Annotated in this window: 22 protein-coding genes; 7 read left to right on the forward strand and 15 right to left on the reverse strand. The window is 40.1% G+C overall.

Translation table 11 applies throughout. The features are described from left to right. Nucleotides 1-175: 175 nt before the first annotated feature. The 3 genes from ACR1R9_RS19345 to ACR1R9_RS19355 all read left to right on the forward strand — a co-directional run bounded on the left by ACR1R9_RS19345 (nt 176) and on the right by ACR1R9_RS19355 (nt 5,760). The gene (locus ACR1R9_RS19345; RefSeq protein WP_433922962.1) at nt 176-1,990 is read left to right on the forward strand and encodes a sensor histidine kinase; all 1,815 of its coding nucleotides are present in this window, start codon (nt 176-178) and stop codon (nt 1,988-1,990) included. 187 nt (nt 1,991-2,177) lie between these two features. After that, on the forward strand, nt 2,178-3,785 hold the full coding sequence (locus ACR1R9_RS19350; RefSeq protein WP_433922961.1) for a response regulator transcription factor: 1,608 nt from the start codon (nt 2,178-2,180) through the stop codon (nt 3,783-3,785). Nucleotides 3,786-4,077: 292 nt separating this feature from the next. After that, nucleotides 4,078-5,760, forward strand: coding sequence for an ABC transporter substrate-binding protein (locus tag ACR1R9_RS19355; RefSeq protein ID WP_433922960.1), 1,683 nt, complete (start codon nt 4,078-4,080; stop codon nt 5,758-5,760). A 105-nt stretch (nt 5,761-5,865) separates the two neighbouring features. Here ACR1R9_RS19355 and ACR1R9_RS19360 read toward each other — a convergent pair whose 3' ends face one another. From ACR1R9_RS19360 to ACR1R9_RS19370, 3 genes are all read right to left on the reverse strand, one after another. After that, a complete protein-coding gene (locus ACR1R9_RS19360; RefSeq protein ID WP_433948909.1) occupies nt 5,866-6,465 on the reverse strand; it encodes a hypothetical protein in 600 nt (199 codons plus the stop codon). Nucleotides 6,466-6,665: 200 nt separating this feature from the next. Next, nucleotides 6,666-6,968 carry a hypothetical protein gene (locus ACR1R9_RS19365; protein ID WP_274570142.1) on the reverse strand — a complete coding sequence of 101 codons (303 nt, stop codon included), beginning with the start codon at nt 6,966-6,968 and terminating at the stop codon, nt 6,666-6,668. A gap of 36 nt (nt 6,969-7,004) precedes the next feature. After that, on the reverse strand, nt 7,005-7,190 hold the full coding sequence (locus ACR1R9_RS19370) for an aspartyl-phosphate phosphatase Spo0E family protein (protein ID WP_274570141.1): 186 nt from the start codon (nt 7,188-7,190) through the stop codon (nt 7,005-7,007). Between the two features lie 165 nt (nt 7,191-7,355). On the opposite strand from ACR1R9_RS19370, the gene ACR1R9_RS19375 reads away from it, so the two are divergent. Continuing rightward, on the forward strand, nt 7,356-7,613 hold the full coding sequence (locus ACR1R9_RS19375) for a helix-turn-helix domain-containing protein (RefSeq protein ID WP_090894770.1): 258 nt from the start codon (nt 7,356-7,358) through the stop codon (nt 7,611-7,613). 575 nt (nt 7,614-8,188) lie between these two features. Here the strand turns inward: ACR1R9_RS19375 and ACR1R9_RS19380 are convergent. Together ACR1R9_RS19380 and ACR1R9_RS19385 are read right to left on the reverse strand one after the other, a co-directional pair. Beyond that, on the reverse strand, nt 8,189-8,404 hold the full coding sequence (locus ACR1R9_RS19380) for a hypothetical protein (protein ID WP_274570139.1): 216 nt from the start codon (nt 8,402-8,404) through the stop codon (nt 8,189-8,191). Next, nucleotides 8,356-8,484 (reverse strand): helix-turn-helix domain-containing protein, encoded by a 129-nt coding sequence (locus tag ACR1R9_RS19385; protein WP_433923685.1) that lies wholly within the window; start codon nt 8,482-8,484, stop codon nt 8,356-8,358. The genes ACR1R9_RS19380 and ACR1R9_RS19385 overlap by 49 nt, the downstream gene beginning before the upstream one ends. A gap of 495 nt (nt 8,485-8,979) precedes the next feature. Between ACR1R9_RS19385 and ACR1R9_RS19390 the strand changes: the two genes are divergently transcribed. Continuing rightward, nucleotides 8,980-10,680, forward strand: coding sequence for a DUF4127 family protein (locus ACR1R9_RS19390; RefSeq protein WP_433922958.1), 1,701 nt, complete (start codon nt 8,980-8,982; stop codon nt 10,678-10,680). Between the two features lie 58 nt (nt 10,681-10,738). Here ACR1R9_RS19390 and ACR1R9_RS19395 read toward each other — a convergent pair whose 3' ends face one another. From ACR1R9_RS19395 to ACR1R9_RS19410, 4 genes are all read right to left on the reverse strand, one after another. Further along, nucleotides 10,739-11,551: a stalk domain-containing protein gene (locus ACR1R9_RS19395; RefSeq protein WP_274570136.1), complete on the reverse strand. Its 813-nt coding sequence runs from the start codon at nt 11,549-11,551 to the stop codon at nt 10,739-10,741. A 374-nt stretch (nt 11,552-11,925) separates the two neighbouring features. Further along, on the reverse strand, nt 11,926-12,561 hold the full coding sequence (locus tag ACR1R9_RS19400; protein ID WP_433956385.1) for a hypothetical protein: 636 nt from the start codon (nt 12,559-12,561) through the stop codon (nt 11,926-11,928). Beyond that, nucleotides 12,558-12,989 carry a hypothetical protein gene (locus ACR1R9_RS19405; protein WP_433922956.1) on the reverse strand — a complete coding sequence of 144 codons (432 nt, stop codon included), beginning with the start codon at nt 12,987-12,989 and terminating at the stop codon, nt 12,558-12,560. Before ACR1R9_RS19405 ends, ACR1R9_RS19400 begins: the two co-directional genes overlap by 4 nt. Nucleotides 12,990-13,103: 114 nt before the next feature. Then, a complete protein-coding gene (locus ACR1R9_RS19410; RefSeq protein ID WP_326101734.1) occupies nt 13,104-13,457 on the reverse strand; it encodes a tyrosine-type recombinase/integrase in 354 nt (117 codons plus the stop codon). Between the two features lie 400 nt (nt 13,458-13,857). On the opposite strand from ACR1R9_RS19410, the gene ACR1R9_RS19415 reads away from it, so the two are divergent. After that, nucleotides 13,858-14,442: a matrixin family metalloprotease gene (locus ACR1R9_RS19415; RefSeq protein ID WP_274570134.1), complete on the forward strand. Its 585-nt coding sequence runs from the start codon at nt 13,858-13,860 to the stop codon at nt 14,440-14,442. A 23-nt stretch (nt 14,443-14,465) separates the two neighbouring features. After that, nucleotides 14,466-15,071, forward strand: coding sequence for a hypothetical protein (locus tag ACR1R9_RS19420; RefSeq protein ID WP_274570133.1), 606 nt, complete (start codon nt 14,466-14,468; stop codon nt 15,069-15,071). Nucleotides 15,072-15,513: 442 nt separating this feature from the next. Here the strand turns inward: ACR1R9_RS19420 and ACR1R9_RS19425 are convergent, their stop codons facing one another. From ACR1R9_RS19425 to ACR1R9_RS19450, 6 genes are all read right to left on the reverse strand, one after another. Continuing rightward, entirely contained in the window at nt 15,514-15,825 is a 312-nt protein-coding gene (locus ACR1R9_RS19425) for a hypothetical protein (RefSeq protein ID WP_326065181.1), read from the reverse strand. 120 nt (nt 15,826-15,945) lie between these two features. Then, nucleotides 15,946-17,742 (reverse strand): serine hydrolase domain-containing protein, encoded by a 1,797-nt coding sequence (locus ACR1R9_RS19430; RefSeq protein ID WP_433922955.1) that lies wholly within the window; start codon nt 17,740-17,742, stop codon nt 15,946-15,948. Between the two features lie 110 nt (nt 17,743-17,852). Continuing rightward, nucleotides 17,853-18,227: a hypothetical protein gene (locus ACR1R9_RS19435; protein ID WP_433922954.1), complete on the reverse strand. Its 375-nt coding sequence runs from the start codon at nt 18,225-18,227 to the stop codon at nt 17,853-17,855. Between the two features lie 111 nt (nt 18,228-18,338). Further along, on the reverse strand, nt 18,339-18,794 hold the full coding sequence (locus ACR1R9_RS19440; RefSeq protein WP_090808350.1) for a hypothetical protein: 456 nt from the start codon (nt 18,792-18,794) through the stop codon (nt 18,339-18,341). Nucleotides 18,795-18,841: 47 nt separating this feature from the next. After that, complete coding sequence (locus ACR1R9_RS19445) at nt 18,842-19,306, reverse strand: hypothetical protein (protein ID WP_274570129.1); 465 nt, start codon at nt 19,304-19,306, stop codon at nt 18,842-18,844. A 19-nt stretch (nt 19,307-19,325) separates the two neighbouring features. Then, nucleotides 19,326-20,000, reverse strand: coding sequence for a hypothetical protein (locus ACR1R9_RS19450; protein WP_326101724.1), 675 nt, complete (start codon nt 19,998-20,000; stop codon nt 19,326-19,328). Nucleotides 20,001-20,227 lie beyond the last annotated feature (227 nt).

Raw genomic sequence — 20,227 nt, forward strand, 5'->3', positions numbered from 1 at the left:
CTCCATAGCGCGCTCCTGTTCCCAAAAAAAGTTTTTGTGTGTAATGGGGATCTCTGCTATAAATAGTATCAGGCATTTCTCAGGTCTGACTATATAACATTGTTAGTCTTGATAGTGTTTTGTTAGGAACATCATCTGAAGAGGTTGTTTACACAGAATTTGAAGGAGACTTTTTATGAATACATGGAAGCGCTTTATAACTTTGGGAAGAACGTCCAGATCCCGGTTTAGTTTGTTTGCCAAAATAAACTGTTTAATTGTGGTCCTGTTCATCCCCATTATTATCATGTATACCTACTCGAACAACGTCACTTATGATGTTGTAAGCAAAGAGCTACAGGTCTCCAATACGAAGCAGCTCACGTTTTTATCCAGTCAGATCGATTCACGAATCAATCAGATGATGGATTTCAGTCTTATTCTCTCTAGAGATCCCAATGTCAGAGCATTTAATGGCTTGAACATATGGAATGATCGTTATGACAAGATGCAGACCCGATATGTCATTCAGGAAAAGCTGATGCTTCAATCCGGGGTTACCGATATATGGCCCACTCGATACGCTGTCCATTCACAGCAGAATCAAGATGTCATTGCCAACTATAATAGAACAACCGGTTATGATGAGGATTATTTGAAAAGAAATATGAGCGGACAATGGACATACGGTAATGGTGCTGAGAGCCAAGAGGATATGCAATCCTTTTACTGGTTCTTTACAGATTCCTTGGCCCAGCCGGGCATGTTGACGGGAAGCAATCTGGTGATTGAAGCCAGCTTCAGTTATGAGAACATTCAGAACATGCTGGATACGTATAAGGCAGGTGGACAAGGCGATCCCTTCTTTTATCACAAAGGAAATTCACCCATTCTGAATCGCAGTGCAGACAAGCAGCTATCAGAGGAACTTATTCGTTATCTGGATGAACACTCGCCAGAGGATACCACACAGGATGTCGTCAAGCTAAACGGGAAAAAGTATCTGGTTAGCTCGGTGAAATCCTCCTATCTGGATTGGCATTTGGTCGACGTCGTTCCCCTCTATCAGATTCTACAGCCGATCTCGCTCAGTCGGAACTTGTTCTATCTGTTTATGATTCTGCTGTTTGTGGTGGGCATTTCCGCTTCGATCCTGTTATATCGAAACATTCAATATCCGATCAAAAAGCTGATCCAGGGCTTACGCCGTGTGCAGCGCGGAGATTATTCCGTACGTCTGCATAGCAAGGATCAGAATGAATTCTCGTTTTTGTTCCATCGATTCAATGATATGTCACATCAGATTCAAGACCTGATCGAGAACGTGTTCCAGGAAAAAATCAGGGCCAAGGAAGCTACGCTGAAACAGCTACAGGCGCAGATCAATCCGCATTTTCTGTATAACTGTCTTGGCTATATCATCAACATGGCCCAGATGAAGGACGAGCAAGCCGTCGTCACCATGGCGCATAACCTCAGTGCCTACTATCGTTATACGACACGAGTGGAGCGGGAGACATCTTCTCTAAAAGAAGAAATCAATCTGCTCGTCAACTATTTGGATATCCAGAAGCTGCGTAATGGCCGAATTGAATACCATATCGACATCCCTGAGGATATGCTAGCCCAGTCGGTACCACGATTAATGCTGCAACCGATTGTGGAGAATTCCGTCATTCACGGTGTAGCGAAGTCGTATTCATCTGGTGAAATCCGGATTACTGGCGAGAACTCGAACGGGTTCTGCAAAATTTACATCGATGATGACGGACCTGGCTTGAGCCCGGAACAGTTGGAAGCGTTGAATCTGAAAATGCAGCAACCGCTGCAGGAGGAAATGGGCTGTGGCCTATGGAACACGAATCAGCGAATCATGCATCTATTCGGCAATCAATCCTACCTTCTATTCGGCCCATCCCCTCTCGGCGGATTCCGAACCGAGATGATCTGGGAGATCCCCAAAGAGGATACTGATTCCGATAAAGGAAATACCGATACGAATTTAAGTTAAGCTACATTACACGCTAAACGGAACGGGCAGAACAAATCTCGAAAAGCGAAGCGCTCGCCTTTATCCCCGGATTTCCCCATTGATTAGAGATTCAAAAAAATCTGGGGATAACAGCGATTGAGAGATGGTTCTGACCGTGTAGTGACCACGTGAAATAAAGAGATTCTACTTTTAAGGAGTAAACACCATGCAAATGATCATCGTAGACGATGAAGCACACTGGGTAGATAACCTGTCCATGACCAAACCGTGGCATACGCTGGGGATCGAACAGGTGCACAAAGCATACTCGGCACACGAAGCACTTCAACTGATCGATACGCACCCTATAGATATTGTGATCTCGGACATTCAGATGCCCGAAATGACAGGTATTGAACTGATCGAACGGATCAGAGTCCGTGACAAAAAAATAAAGTGTATTCTTTTATCCGGACATTCCGAATTCGATTATGCCAAAAAAGCCATCCAGTTCGAGGCCGTCGATTACTTGCTGAAGCCGCCGACGGATGATGAATTAATGGGTGCCGTTCAGAAAGCCATCGATCAATTAAATACCGAATGGGAACTCGTCAGTTCACTGAAACGAACCCAGTTTACCCTACGGGAGAATCTGCCACATTTGCGGGGTCGACTGCTCCTTGAGGCTTTGCAGGGACATCGAATTGCCTCGAGTGAATGGGCACGAAAACTTGCCAATTACGATCTGCCCTTCCACGCCGGGGATTGTGCGTTAATGCTTGTACGTATGGAAGAAGAATTCGGGCAATATGACAACAACGATCAAACCTTGCTCGAATATGCGGTCATCAATATGGCGGAAGAGATTATGGGTGAGTTTATGGAAGTGTGGGGCGTGAAGGAGGAGCATGGATATCTAGTGTTTTTGCTTCAACTGAAAGTGAACAACACCGACATTGGCAAAGAAACCATACTGGAGAAGCTCTCGGTACAGCTTCAGTCCAAAGTTAAGCAGTTTCTGAAGGGGTCCCTCTCCATCGTCATCACCGAGTGGTTTGCGTTTCCCGATCAGCTATATGATCGTTTTCGGCAGGCCTCTGCTTATTTTCGGCAAATTGTCGGAGACGAGCGTGAATTCGTCATGCGGGTCAGCGACGTGGAGACTCCGTCGGCACAAGGTCCGCTGGATGTTCTGTATACCCCACCCACGTTCATTCATCTGTTAGAGAGTGGTCAATGGGATGCGGCAGAAGAAAAAATACTAGCCGTCTGTGCGGAGCTGGATGAAAAATGGTCGGAATCATGGGAGCATTGTATGGAGGCTGGATTTCTAATTACGGCTTCGTTCACCAATCTCGCACACCGAAACAAGCTGACTTTGGCCAACTTAATGGGTGACGATATCGAGTGGTTGCAGAGCGGAGAAGCGTTCACCACCATCAGTAAACTGCGCAAATGGTCGCTTAGTGTGCTTGGCAAACTCAAGGAAGGCACGTCCAACGAGATCAAGGACATCCGTTCCGAGTATGTGAAGAAGATTCAGGATTTTACAGATAAAAACCTGCATCTGGATGTTTCTTTGCGTGTACTGGCCGACCATGTTAATCTGCATCCAACCCATTTGTCCAAGATCTATAAGATCGAAACGGGTGAAGGCATCAGTGATTATATCTCGCGCCTGCGCATGGATCGGGCCTGTCACAAGCTGGTTACGACCACCAAAAAAGTATATGAAATCAGCATGGAGATTGGATATATGGACCCGGCTTATTTTATCAAAGTGTTCAAGCGTCAATTCGGCTTCACGCCGCAAGAGTACCGAGACCAACATTAAATAACATAATTTAGAGGTTGTTCAAAAATTCCGTTTTTGATTACGAAGGATACCTCACGGCATCATCAGCATCGAATATGGGATTCAGCCGAAATGTCCGTTGCTCACGTAGTCACCCTACGCTCCGCTACTCCATTTCTAGCTTTATCCCATCTTCTCGGTACTGAAAACCGAATTTTTTGAACTTGCATAATAGAGTCCTATCAAAACTAACAAACTCATATAGATGCCCTCCCACCCAAATTGGTACAGTTACACTTGTAAAGATCATACATCGTAGGGGGATTGAACAATGATCAAATTTAAAACATGGTGGTCACTGCTCATGGTTATCGCGCTCATCACGATCACTGCGTGCGGCAGTGGCGATACAGCCAGTGACAATGGTACCAAAGATGATACACCGGCGACCGTCGGTTCAGCTGAAGCAGAAGCTGCTTTTGCCAAAGGTAAATACGACCCACCCATCGAATTCAGTTCGGTATTGATGCCGAAGAAATACGTGCAAGGGGACACCAAAGAAAATAACGTTCACGATCGCTGGATGTTGGAAACGCTGGGTATGAAGCATAAAGATACCTGGTATCCGGCCAATGACGATCAATACAGACAAAAGCTGCAACTGGCTATCGCCTCTGGCGAGAAGCTGCCTGATTTCGTATCCGTACCGACCAATGCGGTATTGACCAATCAGTTGATCGACTCCGGTCAATTCATCGCCATTGATGAGTTGTTCGACAAGTACGCGAGTCAGACCCTGAAAGATCACGCAGCTGCACATCCTGAACTGTGGTATCCGTTCACCAAGGACGGCAAGAAATACAACATGCCGATCATGGAGTACACCGATAACGACGATACGCTGCTCTGGCTCCGCGAGGACTGGATGGAGAAGCTGAACCTGGAAGCTCCGAAGACCATCGCAGACCTTGAGAACATCATGGACAAATTCAAAAACGAGAACCCGGACGGTCTGTCTCCAGACAAAGTATTCCCGCTGGCTATCTCGCTGAAAAATAACACCAACACCTGGATGGGCGGGCTCGACTGGTTGTTCGGTGCATACGGCACAATTGAGGAGCAATGGAACAAAGACGCAAACGGCAATCTGGAATACGGCTCCGTTAACCCGGGTGCAAAACAAGCCCTTGCCAAGCTGGCTGAATGGATGAACAAAGGTTATATCCATACCGACTCCGCCCTGTGGGACGAAGGTAAATCCGCTGAGAGCTGGACGGCTGGCAAAGCGGGCATTCTGCCTGGCGCAAACTGGGTACCCGATTGGCCAGCACCTGACCTGCTGAAGAACGTACCTGGCTCAAAATATAAAGCTTACCCTGTTCCGGCTGGCCCAGACGGCAAGATCGGTACGAAGTGGCAGAACTCTGGTGTCAACGCAAGTATCATGATTAACAAGGATGCGAAGCATCCAGAAGCCATCTTCCTGTACTACAACTACTTGCTCGATAACCTGGCTAACCCGACTGCGGGCAGCGAGTATGAATACGGCTTCGCCAAAGGTTACGACTGGGATATCATTGACGGACAACCGACCAGTGACAAAGAGAAGATCAAAGACTTCTCCAACGAGTTCCCGTTCCTGACTGGCCCGGCTCGTATTCCGGATCTGTACATGAAAACACTCGTGAAGCTGGCCAACGGCGAGAAGCCTGAAACACCTTACGAGAAACAAATGGCCGAATTCCGTAAACCGGAAAACTGGTATGCAGGTAAAGTCGTTATGTCCCAGATCGACATCCGTAAACAAAACTACTTTACCGGTGCTGCAACACCAACCATGGTATCCAAATGGAACCTGCTCCGCCAGTCCGAGATGGAAACCTTCAACAAAATCATCTACGGCCAACTGCCGGTTGATGCCTTTGACCAATTCGTCGCCAACTGGAAATCCAATGGCGGTGATCAGATCACGCAAGAGGTGAATGACTGGTTTAAGTCGGTGAGTGGGAAGTAAGATTTGAAAAAGTAACACGGGTCAAAATAAAAGTATAAAAAACAAGCCGAAGCGTGCATTGCCATCGCTTCGGCTTGTTTTTCTATATCTAGGTAACCTAGCACTTTAAAATACAGGAACTTCAACAGAATCTGTGCCCATAACTCTCTTTCCATCTTTCTCTTCTGATCCAACCTCAATACCAATTTTCAATAACTCAGAGGTGGACATTCCCTTTTTATCGGGACTTAATTCGATCACAATCGTTCCAGTACCTCCGCCATTTGCTATGTAATTTCGTTCTCTCCCAATTTCAATCATCGTGCGCCATGAAGAGTCATCAGAATAATTCATCCAGGTGGATACATACTCAGCAGGCTTTAACTTCGATTGATGTTCAGGGTAACTGCTGGTGATGCTGGAGACACTCCATTGATCAGGGATATAAAAAGCAACACCACCCCAGTCAGCGGGGTCAATCTCTACATGTGCTACTATTTTGATATGATCAATATGCTGCTTCTCACCCTCAACGAATATCGATCCTTCTGTCATTGTCTTTAAATTCGTTGATTTGGCATCCAGATCAACGTTTTTAACTTGAATGATATTGCCATTAACCACTGGCACATTGGCTTCTTTTTTGTTGAAATTCAAATAAAAAAGAATAGATACAATCACAATAAACAAAAAAAGCAAGATTAAGTATTTAGATCTTTTTTTCATATAACCCATACCTCACTTCTGCCTTTGTTTCTTTAAGCTTAACACATCATTAACGCCTTCCTTTCCTTAATTTAGAATTTAGAATTTGGAAAAGTAGAGCATTAAAACCGGAGCCGAAGCGATAGATTCACGCTTCGACTCCGGTTTTTAAGTTAAGATCGAGGTAGCTTCCCCCTGACTTATGGGTCCGCCTTAGTGGATCAATCCTCTGTATCGGTCTCCTCTAGCATCGACTGACCCAGCAAGGATACTGTGAGTTGAATGCCATCTCGTAGTCCCTGCATATACAACCGCTCATTTTCTATGCCTTTGCTGACAATATAACGATTTTCCCACTCGATATATTCAGGTGTCTGCTCGATATCCTTGCCAGCAAACAATCCTTCGAACGCTTCGTCCTTTTTCTCACGTACACGACTCAATTCAGGGTCATGCTCGATTCTGGCAGATACTTCATCTAACCTTGCCTGGATCGCTTGTTGCAACCACGGCGGAAAATCCATTGCTTCCCCTCCCCAAAGCATTATGTACCTCGCTCATCATCGTACAACTCGGTGATGTCTCGCCTTCATTTCACTCACTCGTGCCACCAGTTCATCCACCCTTCGGCTCTGTTCCTGAACCTCGGGATTGTCCCACAACGGAATCGCTTGCTTCAAGGATGCCTCACCTAGCTGATTAAGTTTGCGCCGTTCCTCTTCCAATAAGTCAAGCAACTGGCTCATACATCCACCTCTCTGATGGGTCTAAACTGCACTATGTCTTGTTAAGACTAGACGTGAGCAGTCATTTTTAATGCGAATATCGGTTTATTTTATTTTAATTCGATATCCGCATTAAAACAACTATTATTTCTCATACAATTTGGTTGAAATGAGAGGTGTACATTAATGAAGCATAGACAAGAACCACCTGGCGATAAAAACATAATCGGCTCCCGAGTCGTAGCTATTCGTAAAAGTAAGGGCATCAAACAACGAGAGTTCCTCGCCAGACTGCAAACATTGGGTTTGGATATCAGTCAGACAAGTCTTTCGCGTCTAGAAGGTCAATATCGTCTTGTTCAGGATTATGAAGTGGTGATGATTGCTAAGGCTTTGGAGGTTTCTGTGGGGTATTTGCTTGGGGAAGAAAAGGGTTGGGTATAGCTTGTGAGTTACTACTATACCCATAAAAAATTTAGGAAATGAATTGCAAATATTTAATTAAATATAAACTCATATATTGTGAATGTTTATTTTATTGTATAGCATAAAAAGATATAAACCTATATGCTAAAAAGTCAACTTATTCTGAAATGGTCTCATAGGAATCATTCAAGTTATGAGTCCTTCCCTACTTAAAATTTGTATTGCTGATTTCCTATAACATTTTTGTATTCACGAACCCTCACTGCCTTAAACGACCTAAGGGAGGAAATTAGTCGAGAATTTCAATATTACTATGATACATTCTTTTTACCTAAATATGATACGTTCCTTTTGCCTAAATTAGAAAATAAATCGCTCCGTGCGATACCATGACATTCTAGGATTAGATGTACAAAAAAAAGAACTGGACTCTCCCTTTAAATGGGATGTGTCCTCTTCTTTATGTTTAACTAACTGTCCTGCCCCATTAGTTTAATGAATGGTTAAAAAACGTTTTCCTGTAACTCATCGTAGAACGATTTTCTTCTGATGATGCAATGCAAATCTGCCTGACCAAAACTTTATATCTACCACTAAGAATGATCTAAAACAAATTCAAGGAATTCACAAATGATTTCTGAAGCAGCTTCCTCTTCGGGTAACCGGATATATCTACTGATATGTTTGATGTCTTCTTTGAATAAATCAATGAGAAGAAGAATAGATTCAGCATCTTTGTCCTTTGCTGCTCCTAAAATACTTACAAATTCACTGTCTCTGATAAATGTTTGAGCATCTTTTTCTTCCATTTGTCCACCGCCTGTTGACTTATATTCATTTGACTCGCAACTTCTTTTTCTGAATAACCTTCTATGTATAACTTAATCATCACATATTTTCCTGATTCAGGAAGATCGTTTAATATCTGTTCCACGAATATTTTATTTTCCGCATGCTTAGTAAAATTAGTATTTAAAATTTGATCATTATATATAGGAAGCTCCCTTTTTCTAATATTTTTAGCACGATACTGTACTCTCCATCCAATTCGATATAGTTCTTCCTTGTAACGTTGGTAGATTGTTTGTTGTTCTCCCAGTTGTGATCCCTCCTAAAATTGTGATTATGTTCCTCAAAGATTTAAAAAGGAACAAATGTTCTTTTTTTGATTATATCTCAAATCTCATTTTTAGAAGTCTAAAAAAAGGCGGTTAAAAAACGAATTTATGTTTTTTTATATTTCAGGTTGTATTTTAGGGCTACAGACTACCTTATAAGTGAAGGCACAAACAAATAGAAATGAGATGGGATTGGGGAAGAGATCCTTTTCATTTCTTTCTTCCCTTGTTATTAAGCCTATATCAAACTAAGGGAGAATAGGAATATGAAGAATGTATTGTATGTACCGTTGGATGACAGACCAGTGAATTTGGATGATGTCATCGTGCTAGGTAGATCAGCAGGAATTAACGTAATTACCCCAAATTTAAGTGATATTACAAACCGTCTGGATTCCCAAAAGACAGCTTCTGGATCCACACTGGTCTCGACATCTTCGCCGACTTACGGAAATCCGTCGAATATCCGTCAGTTTATCTTAAATAATGCTGCCTCTGTCGACGGGTTTATTATATCTTCAGATATGCTTGCCTACGGAGGTCTCATTGCTAGTAGACGATTGCGTACGAGTCCTGGGGGAGCTTACCCGGCCTACGATAGCGCCACAACGGATCTGTTGGATGTTATTCGACTAGTAAAACAATCTTATCCGAGTAAGCCAATCTATGTGTTAGATACAATTATGCGTCTAGCTACAACTGCCTTTGCAGGCGGACTGTCTTTTGCCGCTTACAATGAATCACGTACGTTTATGTTGCAGCCGAGAAGAAGTTTTTCACAGTTTGCAGATATTATTGCAGGTTACAATATGTCGCCTACCGGTTCATATGGTAGTACTACAAACTTCAATAAAGAACAGTACTACAACACTAGACAACATAAATTTAAAAGTAATCGTTACATTCTAGAGCAATTAGCACAGGCAGGATATATTGATTTTCTAGCTGTAGGAGTTGATGATGCGAATACCCAAGGGGTGCAGATTAATGAGATTAATTTTGTTGAGGGTCGTATTAATGCCTGGCTTGGTGGTACAAACGGCCAAAATCCGGACCGAGCAATTATTCTCCCTGATGCGGATGGATTGGGTCATGCCTTGATGGCCAGAATGGCAAATCAGCTATATCTTAATGGGGTAAAGCCAAGGTATACAGTTCAGTACTTCGGCCCTCATGGTTCCACAATTACTAGTCAGTATGAATATATGGATGTGCACCAAAATATTCTTCGTCACATTGATATTGTTGGCGGTCAGTCCGTGAGCAGTTCACCAACTGTCGAAATCATTGGGGTTACAGATGCTGCTCAAGTTACAGCTGCCGTCAATCGAATTGTGGCTAATAGTACAAATCGCGTTCCGACCGTGGTAATTGATTTTGTTGGAGGAGGTTCAGCAAACGCTACGGTCACAGAAGGACTGTTGGGTAGTCAACACACCGGACGTATCTTAGGTTACAGTGCTTGGAATACACCAGGAAATAAGATCGGTATAGCCTTAGGAATGGGACAAGCACGATATGCATATTTGGTCACTGAAACAGATCTCAATGCGCTTAGCACAGCAGTAAATGCACACGGTTCTCTCTTGTTCAAACGTTTCTTAAAAGACTACTATTACAAAACGGTTGCTATTGACGAAATTCGTACCTACTCTAGAGCGAATTCGCTATATACTAATGTTGATACAATTGCTGATCAGAATATGCTTCTATTTAATAGTCCTGCAGATTATTCACATTTGCAAAGTGTATTGCGAAACAGAATTCAAACGCATCGAACGACACTTTCCGGAAAAAGTGCTTTCCTTATTAACGGTACAGGAACTTCTTATAATGTACGACAAATTACGGGAGGAACTTGGTCGTTTGCAGGATATTCCAATTCAACACTTGCATACGGAGATCCTGATTATCTCTGGAAACGGGCTTTTGAAGTTACGTTGAATCCTGTAGTAACGCTACAGTAATAACAAACAAGAATAAGACGGCTCCTATGTGGAGCCGTCTTATTCTTGTTAAGTAGTGTTACGGATTCAATACTTCTTTGACCAAGGAGAAATCTACCCCATCCACTTTCCAGCCTTTACTGGTATATACAAGCTTAGCTGTTCTGTAGAGTGTTTCATTAGGAGCATATTTAGAATCAGGACCCGAAGACTGGCTTAATTTGGCGGTATTGGTGTTGGTATAACTGATGGCCGATTGATAAACGGTTGTAAATTTAAAATCATATTTCAACCCTTTGCTACGAATGATTTCATTGATAAATTTATCCGTAAAATATGGGCTGAAGGTCGCTCGGATTTGCTTAATTGATGATAGATCCGTTGCTTCATTTAATTTGTTTACGAATACCTGTCTTTGCTTATCCGTGATTTTTTTTGCATTTGGAATTTGAACTTGTGGTTTTTGTATGGTTACTTGGAGTTGCTTCCCATCTAACGTAATCGTCGCCTGACTCGCTTGTTGATTCCAGTTTACGTCTGCTCCTAAAGTTTGACTTACAAAACGAGCAGGTACATATGTGGAATTGTAATTTAGTTCTGCTGGAACATCCAATAGAATCTCCGATTGATTAAGCATTACTTTATTTGAATTAATGGTGAGAACCATTTCTGTATTTTCTTTAGTAATGGTAATGGTTTTTTGTTGTTGATCCCACTTCACGTCTGCCCCCAGGTTTTCAGAAACAGCTCTTAGCGGGATGAGTACTCGATTGTTTTTTAAAATACCACTGTCTATAGTGATTGGTATATCAGCAGCAAAGCTAGATGAGCTGAAGTTAGGCAGGACAAGCATAGAAGCTGCCAACATTGTAAGAGATATTTTCTTGAACATTTGTAATCCTCCTAAAATTAAGCTTATTTGTAAGTTTAGACGCGATACATAGAGAAAATGTTTCTATTTGGATGATAAAACTTCAAATTAATGTAGTTTATATGAAAATTACCTCTTACGAGAACTTAACCATGTCCGCCAAAACAAATCATCAAGAACTGGAAAATCCACTTCATTTCTTAAGGTATTGGTATACCATTTTCTTTATGGAATGAGATTCCCAAAAAGATAGTGCAGACCGGGTCGAAGTCTTAGCCTCGAAGGTGTTGTCCGCTGAATCAGCTCCTCCGAAATGCCCTCAGCGGACCGAGGGAGCGATAGCGACCGAAGCATGAATGCGGTGTTATCTAAGGTTAATGTCTTCTCGAATAATCTTACAATGGTAATTTCCAATATGTTCTTGCTTTTTGATATGATGATTGATCAGTTTTAGCATTGTAATATCCTGCATTTTTCGCAAAAACTACATTAGAGGCTATAATATCGTGATATTTCCCTAAACGTTCAACTACTGTTAAGTCATTAACTATCCGCCTGTACAACCCAGCAAAGCCTTTCTTGGGTACCATATCTTTAATAAAATCCAATCCCTTTATGCTTCCAGATATTTTGGGTAATGCTGGTATCCCATGCATCGGAGCAGCGTAATTGTAGACTGAAATAATGTTTGAAAATGGTATACCTTGTGAAGTTTCTATTTTATATTTCTCACATAATCTCTTCATTTGTTTATTTATATCGAGTACCAATTGATTAACTGTCACAGAGTACTTTTTACTCTCTCCTGCTCGAATAAACTCTTCAAGTGTATTTAGTTTACTTCTAGCTTCTAGAATATGTTTATCATTGTGTAATTCATACGCCACATTAATGAAATCACCTTTCGGACCTGCTTTATCAGCAATCCAAGCAGTAAACAGTGGAAGAGGATTGTTCATAATTATCGGATCTGTCAATCTATTTATCTTTGATACAGTTTCTTGTGCATTTTTATTGAGTTCTGATATCAACCTTGAGTGTAACGAACTATCATATACATGTAATTTTGAAGTAGATTCAGTTGAAAGCCCTGTCTAATAGGGTGAAGTATAAGATCAACATTTAGATCCTTTGCTGCCAAAGTATAATATGCTGTCCTAAATGACATCCAATTTATACCTGAAATAAACTTTAGCAACTGGTCGGATATGTTTGTTTCCTGTGCCTTCCCCCCCTTGTCAAGCACGGAATAATCATGTGTTATTGGTTTTCCTTTAGAATCAAGAATGGTGACCTGCCTCTCACTAGACTCCGTCTCAACAACCCTTTTCTCTTGCAATTCGGAATAGATCATTTGCGATAGTTTACTGTACTTAGGAACATCTAAACCACCAATGTCTTCTAAAACTCGTACAGTAAGATAGTATACACTTGAGTTGAGTTCCCAAGAAAATGTCAAATACATTTTTAATTGTTCAAAGAAATCCTTAATATCTTTATCTTTTAATCTTCCTCCTTCGATATTAGGTAAAATGTCCTGAGTTGTTCGTGCACTCGTATGACCGAGTAGCTCCTAATTTCTCGTAGATCTGTCCCGTTTTCCAGCGAAGGAGTGTCTCAGCGCATGAATACTTACCTTTTTCATAATTCCTGCGCGTTGTCTAGCTTCTTCAAAAACCTTCTGTACGCTCCGCTCAGTAAGATGTCGATCAGAAGATTGGCCCGGAAATAGCCAACGATTGGGTCTGTATTCATCTATGTATTTCTGCACCATATCCCAGGCGAGGCTTGAAAGAAGCGTTCTCCGATCCTTTTGACCCTTTCCCTGTCTCACAATAAGTGTCTGCCTTTCATTATCGAGATCGCTACAACGCAGACGCACAACTTCACCTACACGAAGCCCGGAAGAATAGGTCAGGAACTGAATTGCTTTATGTTTAGGGTTGGTAACGGATTTGAGTAATTGAGCAACTCCCTTTTTGCGGCTGTATCCTCTTAACTTTAATACGTTCTCTAACGGTTCTTAGGTCCATTCGATTTTCCTCTACTAGCTTTCCATTGCTGTAGATCTTTCGCTCTCAAACCACAACTCCAGGATAATCTGCACTTCATCTCAATCAAACTGGTTCGTAAACTTCTGGATAGTCATAATAGTGTAGGGGAGAATCACACTTATATTTTTTTTAATTTCTAACATTGAATCCGCTTCCATATATAGTTACAATATATTAGATCCCTAAATTGGAATAATTATATAAAAGGAGGATATACAATCTATACATACAATTTTGGGACACATTCACTACTATAGGAAGGTGCCATTATTGATGAGAACATCTAAAACGTTTAAAAAAATTATTATTCTAAGTCTCGCCATTCTTCCTTTAAGTCTCGGTCTGCTTCAATCAGATGCTGACGCTGTTAGATTTTCAGGTGGTAGAACAAGTGCTACGTATAATGTATGGTACTCTGATTCTGTTTCATCGTACGGTTATGTGTCAGCAATAGATGAAGCTCGTTTCAAATGGAATGATACATCAACAAAAGTTAATTTGACTAGAGTTCTCTCCTCAACCGGAACGCCAGACAAGTATTATGTAGGTACAACTGCTCATCCAACATGGATTGGTTTGCAGGAGGGATATAAATTATCAAATTCAGGCGGTTATGTTATTGCAACTGGCAGTGAAACGTGGAGCTTCAGCAATATAAGACTTTTTCATAACAATATGTACAGATTTAACATGACAACTTCACAGATCATTTCTAACGCTACTCACGAATATGGCCATGCATTAGGATTAGATCACACACCAGACTCTGGTTCTAGCTCTGTAATGAAATCTGGAATTCAAGACATAGGACCCACAACATATGATATCCAAGAGATTAGACTTAAATGGGGAAATTGAAATATAACTGAGAGGGTGAGATCATGTCTTTATCAAAAAAGAAATATATAGTAATCCCTGTATTGTTATTATTGATTATCTTTGTTGGTTCAATTGCATATTTAAATGAAGATTCGGAAACAGATCCACAAATCAATAAAGTTGTGAATCTTTCTGCGAATTCAATAACATTTAATGAAATTAATAAACTAGATGAATTTGCTGAATTGGTTGTCATTGGATATGCTACAGATGAATTTATAGATAGAGAACATGTGGTAACTGCTTTCGATGATGGAACAATGCAATCATTCCACACGAATACCAATATAAAAATTGAAAAGATATTGAAAAAGCCAGAAGATTTCCCTTCAGATCAAAAAGAGTTAACAATCATTGAACCAGTCAGTCTTGATGGTGATGTCAAATATACAGCTGATCATTATGTTGAATTACAGAAGGGTGATAACAGTGTGATTTTCTTAATGAAGAACACTTTTGGAGATTATGGACTAATTAATGATAACTTAGGGAAGTTCAGCCTAGAACAGACTAATCAAAGTAAGTTGTCTCAATCTTTCACTTCTCAAGAGTTATCAGAATACGAATTATTTCGTGACTCAGTAATGGAGAAGTACAATATAAATTAATGTTCCTAGCCCCATGGCGTATAGCTTTCATCAGCCCCATAAGAGTTTTATTAACTATCGCTTGGTAAAGGCGAAATGAAAGTCTGCCGACCGCGCTTTATTTCAAGCAGCCCCTCTAAGCCCCTCTAAAGGGCTTTTTTAATTACCTTTTTACTGAATTCCCCGTAAAGCGGGTCAGTCAGTTGTTCGTTCAGCCTGAGTTGTTCGGAATTCTTATCACTATGTAGTGTTATAAATCCTGATGAATTATTCTTTAATACTCTAGGAATAACCTCATGTCGTCTTTGTTTTCATCATTTATCAAAGGAGGAAGCTTTATTGGATGTTGTTGGAACCTTCTACGTGACATTGAAAAAGAAAAAAAAGGAAGGTCTTTCTTCATCTCATAGGGAATCAAATGACCTTCCGATGCTTTCATATAGCATGTTTACCCGAACCTGCACTACTGATCAATTCGTCCTGATGAATTACAGTAGACGATTGAACCCGCAGGTATTTCGTCTGGGGAGATCCCTTTTCCCAAACATATTCCAATATTCTTTTTTCCGGCTATAGAATGGTTAATTTGAGTAGAAACAACTTCAAATACTTGCTCTTCCCCATTCGTTTTTTTAATGATAATCCGATCACTGATCATCTCTTTAATTATTGGCGGAAGTAGTTCATCCAATTCTTCATTGGCCCCCATAACGATGGTTCCGAATTCCGGTGTATCAAAGACTAACCCCACACCAAACAGCATTTTAGTTTCCATTCTGTGGCCTCCTTTATCTCTGATCTATCCTTTGGCATCTCGCAACCTAAGATCGGAATTACGAAGTCTAACCATGGCATCTATCAATATGCTTAAGTTATCCATTTAGCTTCTGCCCTTCTAAACATACAAATGCCAACCCACAATAAAAGCAGCCAAGATGAACGCTGAGATGCCAGACATGATGTACATCACCTTTTGCTTTTTGCTGTAACTGCTCTTCCTCAGTTTGTAAATAAGCAAGCCAAGATACGCCACTGCTAGAACCACATAAAGTAGGTTAAACAATAAATTGATCCGTAGCGAAGAATGAGCGGGATAACTTGGAAGTCTCGTGTGTATGATTAAAAGGTTAAGAGGAAGTATCGCACCTGCAACATTAATTGCAAGATGATATTTATCAAAATGGTTTAGAGGATTTCCCCGTTTATTTCGTTTGTAAAGAAGCATCCGGATTAAATAGCCGATCAACACAATTAAACTGAAAAGGATGGCTAGCGCAACAGGAATAAAAGATATTACAATCAAGTTCACCTTCAAATTAGATACAGGCAAGTAATCCATGTAAGGAGTATAGGAAATTTTCTCAACAACGCCATTATGCTCAACCACATTATACAGACTACTTAACTCAGCTTTTGAAAATTTGGTTATATCAAGCTGCCTGAATAAATCAGTAAATCTAGCGGCTGGCCGTCGTGCGGATTGAAAATATCCTCCTTCAGAAGTGACTGAATTAACGTATGTACTATTACCGAAGATTTTGCTAATAAGTCCATAATAATAGATTTCCTCAAACGCAATGTTTGTCATGACCACCATTCCAAATTTGGATTCTGGATCAAAGACAACTTTACTTGAAAATCCTTTTAAATTCCCCTCGTGCAATAGTGTTGGTGCCCAGTATTCCATCTCAACGAATCCATGCGCAAACCGAGGAATCGAAGTCTCGTCATAATATAGACTTGTTGACAACATTTCGTCTAACGTATCCCTCTTTGCAAATAATACATGGCTATCATCAACAGGCATCAGCGCTGCAAGGAATTTTCCTAAATCTTTTGCTGTCCCCATGGCTGCCCCTGTAGGATAGAACGTTACGTATACTCTGTTCTTAGGGATCCGTTTCAAATCTTTCGTATACCCTTTAACCTCATTCCTTCTTTGCACAAGGTCTGGACGATCTTGCCCCGTTGGATGAACCGTAGTGTCGTTCATATGAAGAGGTTCAAAAATATGTTGATTAACATATTCATAATAAGGTTGCCCACTTACCAATTCCACGATGTAACCGGCTAATCCAACGCTATAGTTTGAATAACCAACGACGCTATTCGGCTTATATATCTGTTTCGGCTCATTTTCACGCAATGTTTCTCCCAAATCATAATTTTTATTCTCTTCGTAATAATACACTTCGGTCACTGTCTGATCTTCCCAACCCGCATTGTGATGCATCAGGTTCATTAGGGTAATCGGTTCATCGTATTTGAGATTTTTGAAAAATCCCTCTGGCAGATATTCTTGGATATCCGTCTCCAAATCGAGCTTTCCTTGTTCGACAAGCTGCATCACACTCGTATAGACCAACAGTTTAGAGATGGAGGCCCACTCAAAAACCGTCGATGTATCCGCCTTTCGCTGATTCTCAATATCTGCATAACCATATGCCTTATTCATAATGGTTTCGCCATCTTTGATCGCCACAACCGAAACGGCAGCCGTATACTTCTCATACGAGGCAACATAAGCATCAATCGTTTTCTCTAGCTCGGATAAAGGAATCCTGGATGGTGTAGCCTCAACCTGTTTTTCTTCAGCGTGAGCAGGCACCGCTACTGCCGTAATGATGAATATGTATGAAAGAACACAAGCGATTACTTTGTTAAAAGTGTGATATCCACGATTCATTTGCATTAGCTTCTCTCCTTTTATATTAAATGTAATTACGTACTCTTGTTTTCACGTATACGTTTTCAAAAGAGTCCACATGAATCTAAATTTTTTTAACTGCAATTACACTCAATTCATGAGAGAGGCCGAAGATATTCACCTTTCCAATTAACGATGTTTATTTCTTTATCTTTCAAGAGGCACCAATCAATGATTTCACCTATCAATTTTGGCGTGATGATCTCATCGCTCCATTTCGGTATTAGTACTCTTCTGTATCCTATATATTCTAACGTCCAGCCTTCGAATTCTTCTCCGATGATGACTATAAATGGACTCTTGTTCTTAATACTGTGTTGTCCCACTTCATAAGTAACGATTAACTTCTTATCCTCAGAAACGATATGTAATTTGATTATTCCTTCATCGTCAATATCCGGTTCAACATACCAATAAAATAATCGATTGGATCGAACGATTTTACGTTTATATTTTTTTCTTACGCCCATAGCTAACCTCACATATTCCTTTTTCTCTGTATGCAGTACTACAACAGTTTGCCCATCCACATGAACACTTTGTTATCCGATGTTGATGGGCCTTTTGATTCATTCATTTTATTACTTTGTTATTCTTTCTTTATTGCCTAATATGACTTCATGAATTTCATCATATAATTGTAAATCAATAAATTCTTCATGAATCCATAGTCCTTCCTCAACATCTCCTCCCCCCATACCTCCACTAATCCCATCACCAGGAAAGAGTTTTTCGTAAAATAGTCCTTGGCCTTCTCCCTCATTACAGTCCCATGCAATGGTATCTAAATCTTTTAATAGAGTATGTAATGTCTCCTCACTGCAATTGACTAGTTTCATAGGGCAAGACAAGTAGATTTGTCCTCCATCATCACCTTCCATAATTACATATGCATCTGGAGTATCTGCAGCTTTCTTAAAACTATCTATAAATTGATTGTTGTGTAGTCCGTTTGCTTCATTAAGGATATGTCGTACAGGGCTATGGTGCTCTGGAATTACACCCATCTGATTGTTTTCCTCTTTTTTTCTTTCCATAAAGATACACCTCTTTGTTAGATATGTTTTCTTGGAGTTATCTGAAATTAGTTATTTACTTCATTCACTTCATTCATTCCTATGACTTGTTCAATTGCTATATTAAATTCTTTAACATTAATGTTTAACTTAATTATTCCTTCTTTATCAAGCCCTTTTGTATCTAATCTAAAAGTACCCGCCACTGCTTCCGAACTATTACCATCAATTTTCTCATTTATGTTTAATTTAATGTCTCTATCGATTAATTGATTCTGAATATCCTTACTTATGATTGGCTCAACTGTTTTTAGCATTATTGATTTATTGGTTCTATTCCATAGATTGAAATTATATGTTACGACTGTTATACCTGCATCTTCTTCACTCCCTCCCAGTCCAATTGAAATCGAGTTTATTATTAACCCGTCCTCAACAATTTCATCCGCCTTCATACTGTTTGAACTACAACCACTTAGGGCTAATATTATTAAAAGAAATATTAAACTCATTGCATGCTTTTGATTCTTCAATTCAGGAACTCCTTTAGATTTATTTTCCTATTACAAAATCACATAGATTATGTTCAAAGTCATCTGAATTACAATATGGTGGAACAGTTGGGCTATTTCGAACCGTAAAATCAATAGAATACTGATCGTTTGGATACTCTTTAAAGCTCTTATAATATATGAATACTCTTACTTTATACTTAGCTGAAGGTAAGGCATTAATTACGTTATTTAAATCCTCTGATGTCAGTGTTTCATTTTTCTTTCTTAATTTAATCCAAATATCATGTCCATTATTACTCCAGTAACGAAGAGTTTCAGTCTTGCTTTCGTTATAATCAAATTCTAATGGTGCTATTTTATCAACAAAACCTGTTTTTAAGTTATTCATATAACTTTCCACATAAGGCTTCGCGCGGTTTGTTTGATAAGTATCAATCACATTATCAGCCACATCCACAACTGGCAAAGTCAGAATAGCAGTAACAACTATGATTACAATACTTGGGCCAATATAGGAGTTGGAATTGTAAATGAGTCTGCCAAGCAGTAAAAAAACGATTGTTCCTACTATCGCCAAAGCAGCAACCCCGAAAGCGGCAGGCTTATTATCATTACTAATAAAACCACCGCCAATGTTAAAAATAAAAAATATGAATGAATAAAAACATCCAACGCCGACTCCTACAGCAGATAATAAGTAGATTGACTTCAAAAATATTCTCAAAATTCCCGCATCCCTGCTATAAATTAATTATTATTTCATCCTAGTGAAGCAACATAACTTTTATCTTTCTAGTATGTTCTCACCTAAATACAGTCTTTTGCTAAAGATTTAATTAACTATTTTCACTGGAGATTATGTATTTAATATTTTATCAATTATCACTCATCAGAATGTTCCAGATAACATTCCTGTGTTCACGATCCAACGTATGCTGG

The organism is Paenibacillus taichungensis, assembly GCF_050994985.1.
Classification (GTDB): Bacteria; Bacillota; Bacilli; order Paenibacillales; family Paenibacillaceae; genus Paenibacillus; species Paenibacillus taichungensis.

Bases quoted from the DNA above. Each gene is read 5' to 3' on its own strand.
- ACR1R9_RS19345 (WP_433922962.1), top strand. From the start codon at position 176: ATGAATACATGGAAGCGCTTTATAACTTTGGGAAGAACGTCCAGATCC.
- ACR1R9_RS19350 (WP_433922961.1), top strand. From the start codon at position 2,178: ATGCAAATGATCATCGTAGACGATGAAGCACACTGGGTAGATAACCTG.
- ACR1R9_RS19355 (WP_433922960.1), top strand. From the start codon at position 4,078: ATGATCAAATTTAAAACATGGTGGTCACTGCTCATGGTTATCGCGCTC.
- ACR1R9_RS19360 (WP_433948909.1), bottom strand. From the start codon at position 6,465: ATGAAAAAAAGATCTAAATACTTAATCTTGCTTTTTTTGTTTATTGTG.
- ACR1R9_RS19365 (WP_274570142.1), bottom strand. From the start codon at position 6,968: ATGGATTTTCCGCCGTGGTTGCAACAAGCGATCCAGGCAAGGTTAGAT.
- ACR1R9_RS19370 (WP_274570141.1), bottom strand. From the start codon at position 7,190: ATGAGCCAGTTGCTTGACTTATTGGAAGAGGAACGGCGCAAACTTAAT.
- ACR1R9_RS19375 (WP_090894770.1), top strand. From the start codon at position 7,356: ATGAAGCATAGACAAGAACCACCTGGCGATAAAAACATAATCGGCTCC.
- ACR1R9_RS19380 (WP_274570139.1), bottom strand. From the start codon at position 8,404: ATGGAAGAAAAAGATGCTCAAACATTTATCAGAGACAGTGAATTTGTA.
- ACR1R9_RS19385 (WP_433923685.1), bottom strand. From the start codon at position 8,484: ATGATTAAGTTATACATAGAAGGTTATTCAGAAAAAGAAGTTGCGAGT.
- ACR1R9_RS19390 (WP_433922958.1), top strand. From the start codon at position 8,980: ATGAAGAATGTATTGTATGTACCGTTGGATGACAGACCAGTGAATTTG.
- ACR1R9_RS19395 (WP_274570136.1), bottom strand. From the start codon at position 11,551: ATGTTCAAGAAAATATCTCTTACAATGTTGGCAGCTTCTATGCTTGTC.
- ACR1R9_RS19415 (WP_274570134.1), top strand. From the start codon at position 13,858: ATGAGAACATCTAAAACGTTTAAAAAAATTATTATTCTAAGTCTCGCC.
- ACR1R9_RS19420 (WP_274570133.1), top strand. From the start codon at position 14,466: ATGTCTTTATCAAAAAAGAAATATATAGTAATCCCTGTATTGTTATTA.
- ACR1R9_RS19425 (WP_326065181.1), bottom strand. From the start codon at position 15,825: ATGGAAACTAAAATGCTGTTTGGTGTGGGGTTAGTCTTTGATACACCG.
- ACR1R9_RS19430 (WP_433922955.1), bottom strand. From the start codon at position 17,742: ATGCAAATGAATCGTGGATATCACACTTTTAACAAAGTAATCGCTTGT.
- ACR1R9_RS19435 (WP_433922954.1), bottom strand. From the start codon at position 18,227: ATGGGCGTAAGAAAAAAATATAAACGTAAAATCGTTCGATCCAATCGA.
- ACR1R9_RS19440 (WP_090808350.1), bottom strand. From the start codon at position 18,794: ATGGAAAGAAAAAAAGAGGAAAACAATCAGATGGGTGTAATTCCAGAG.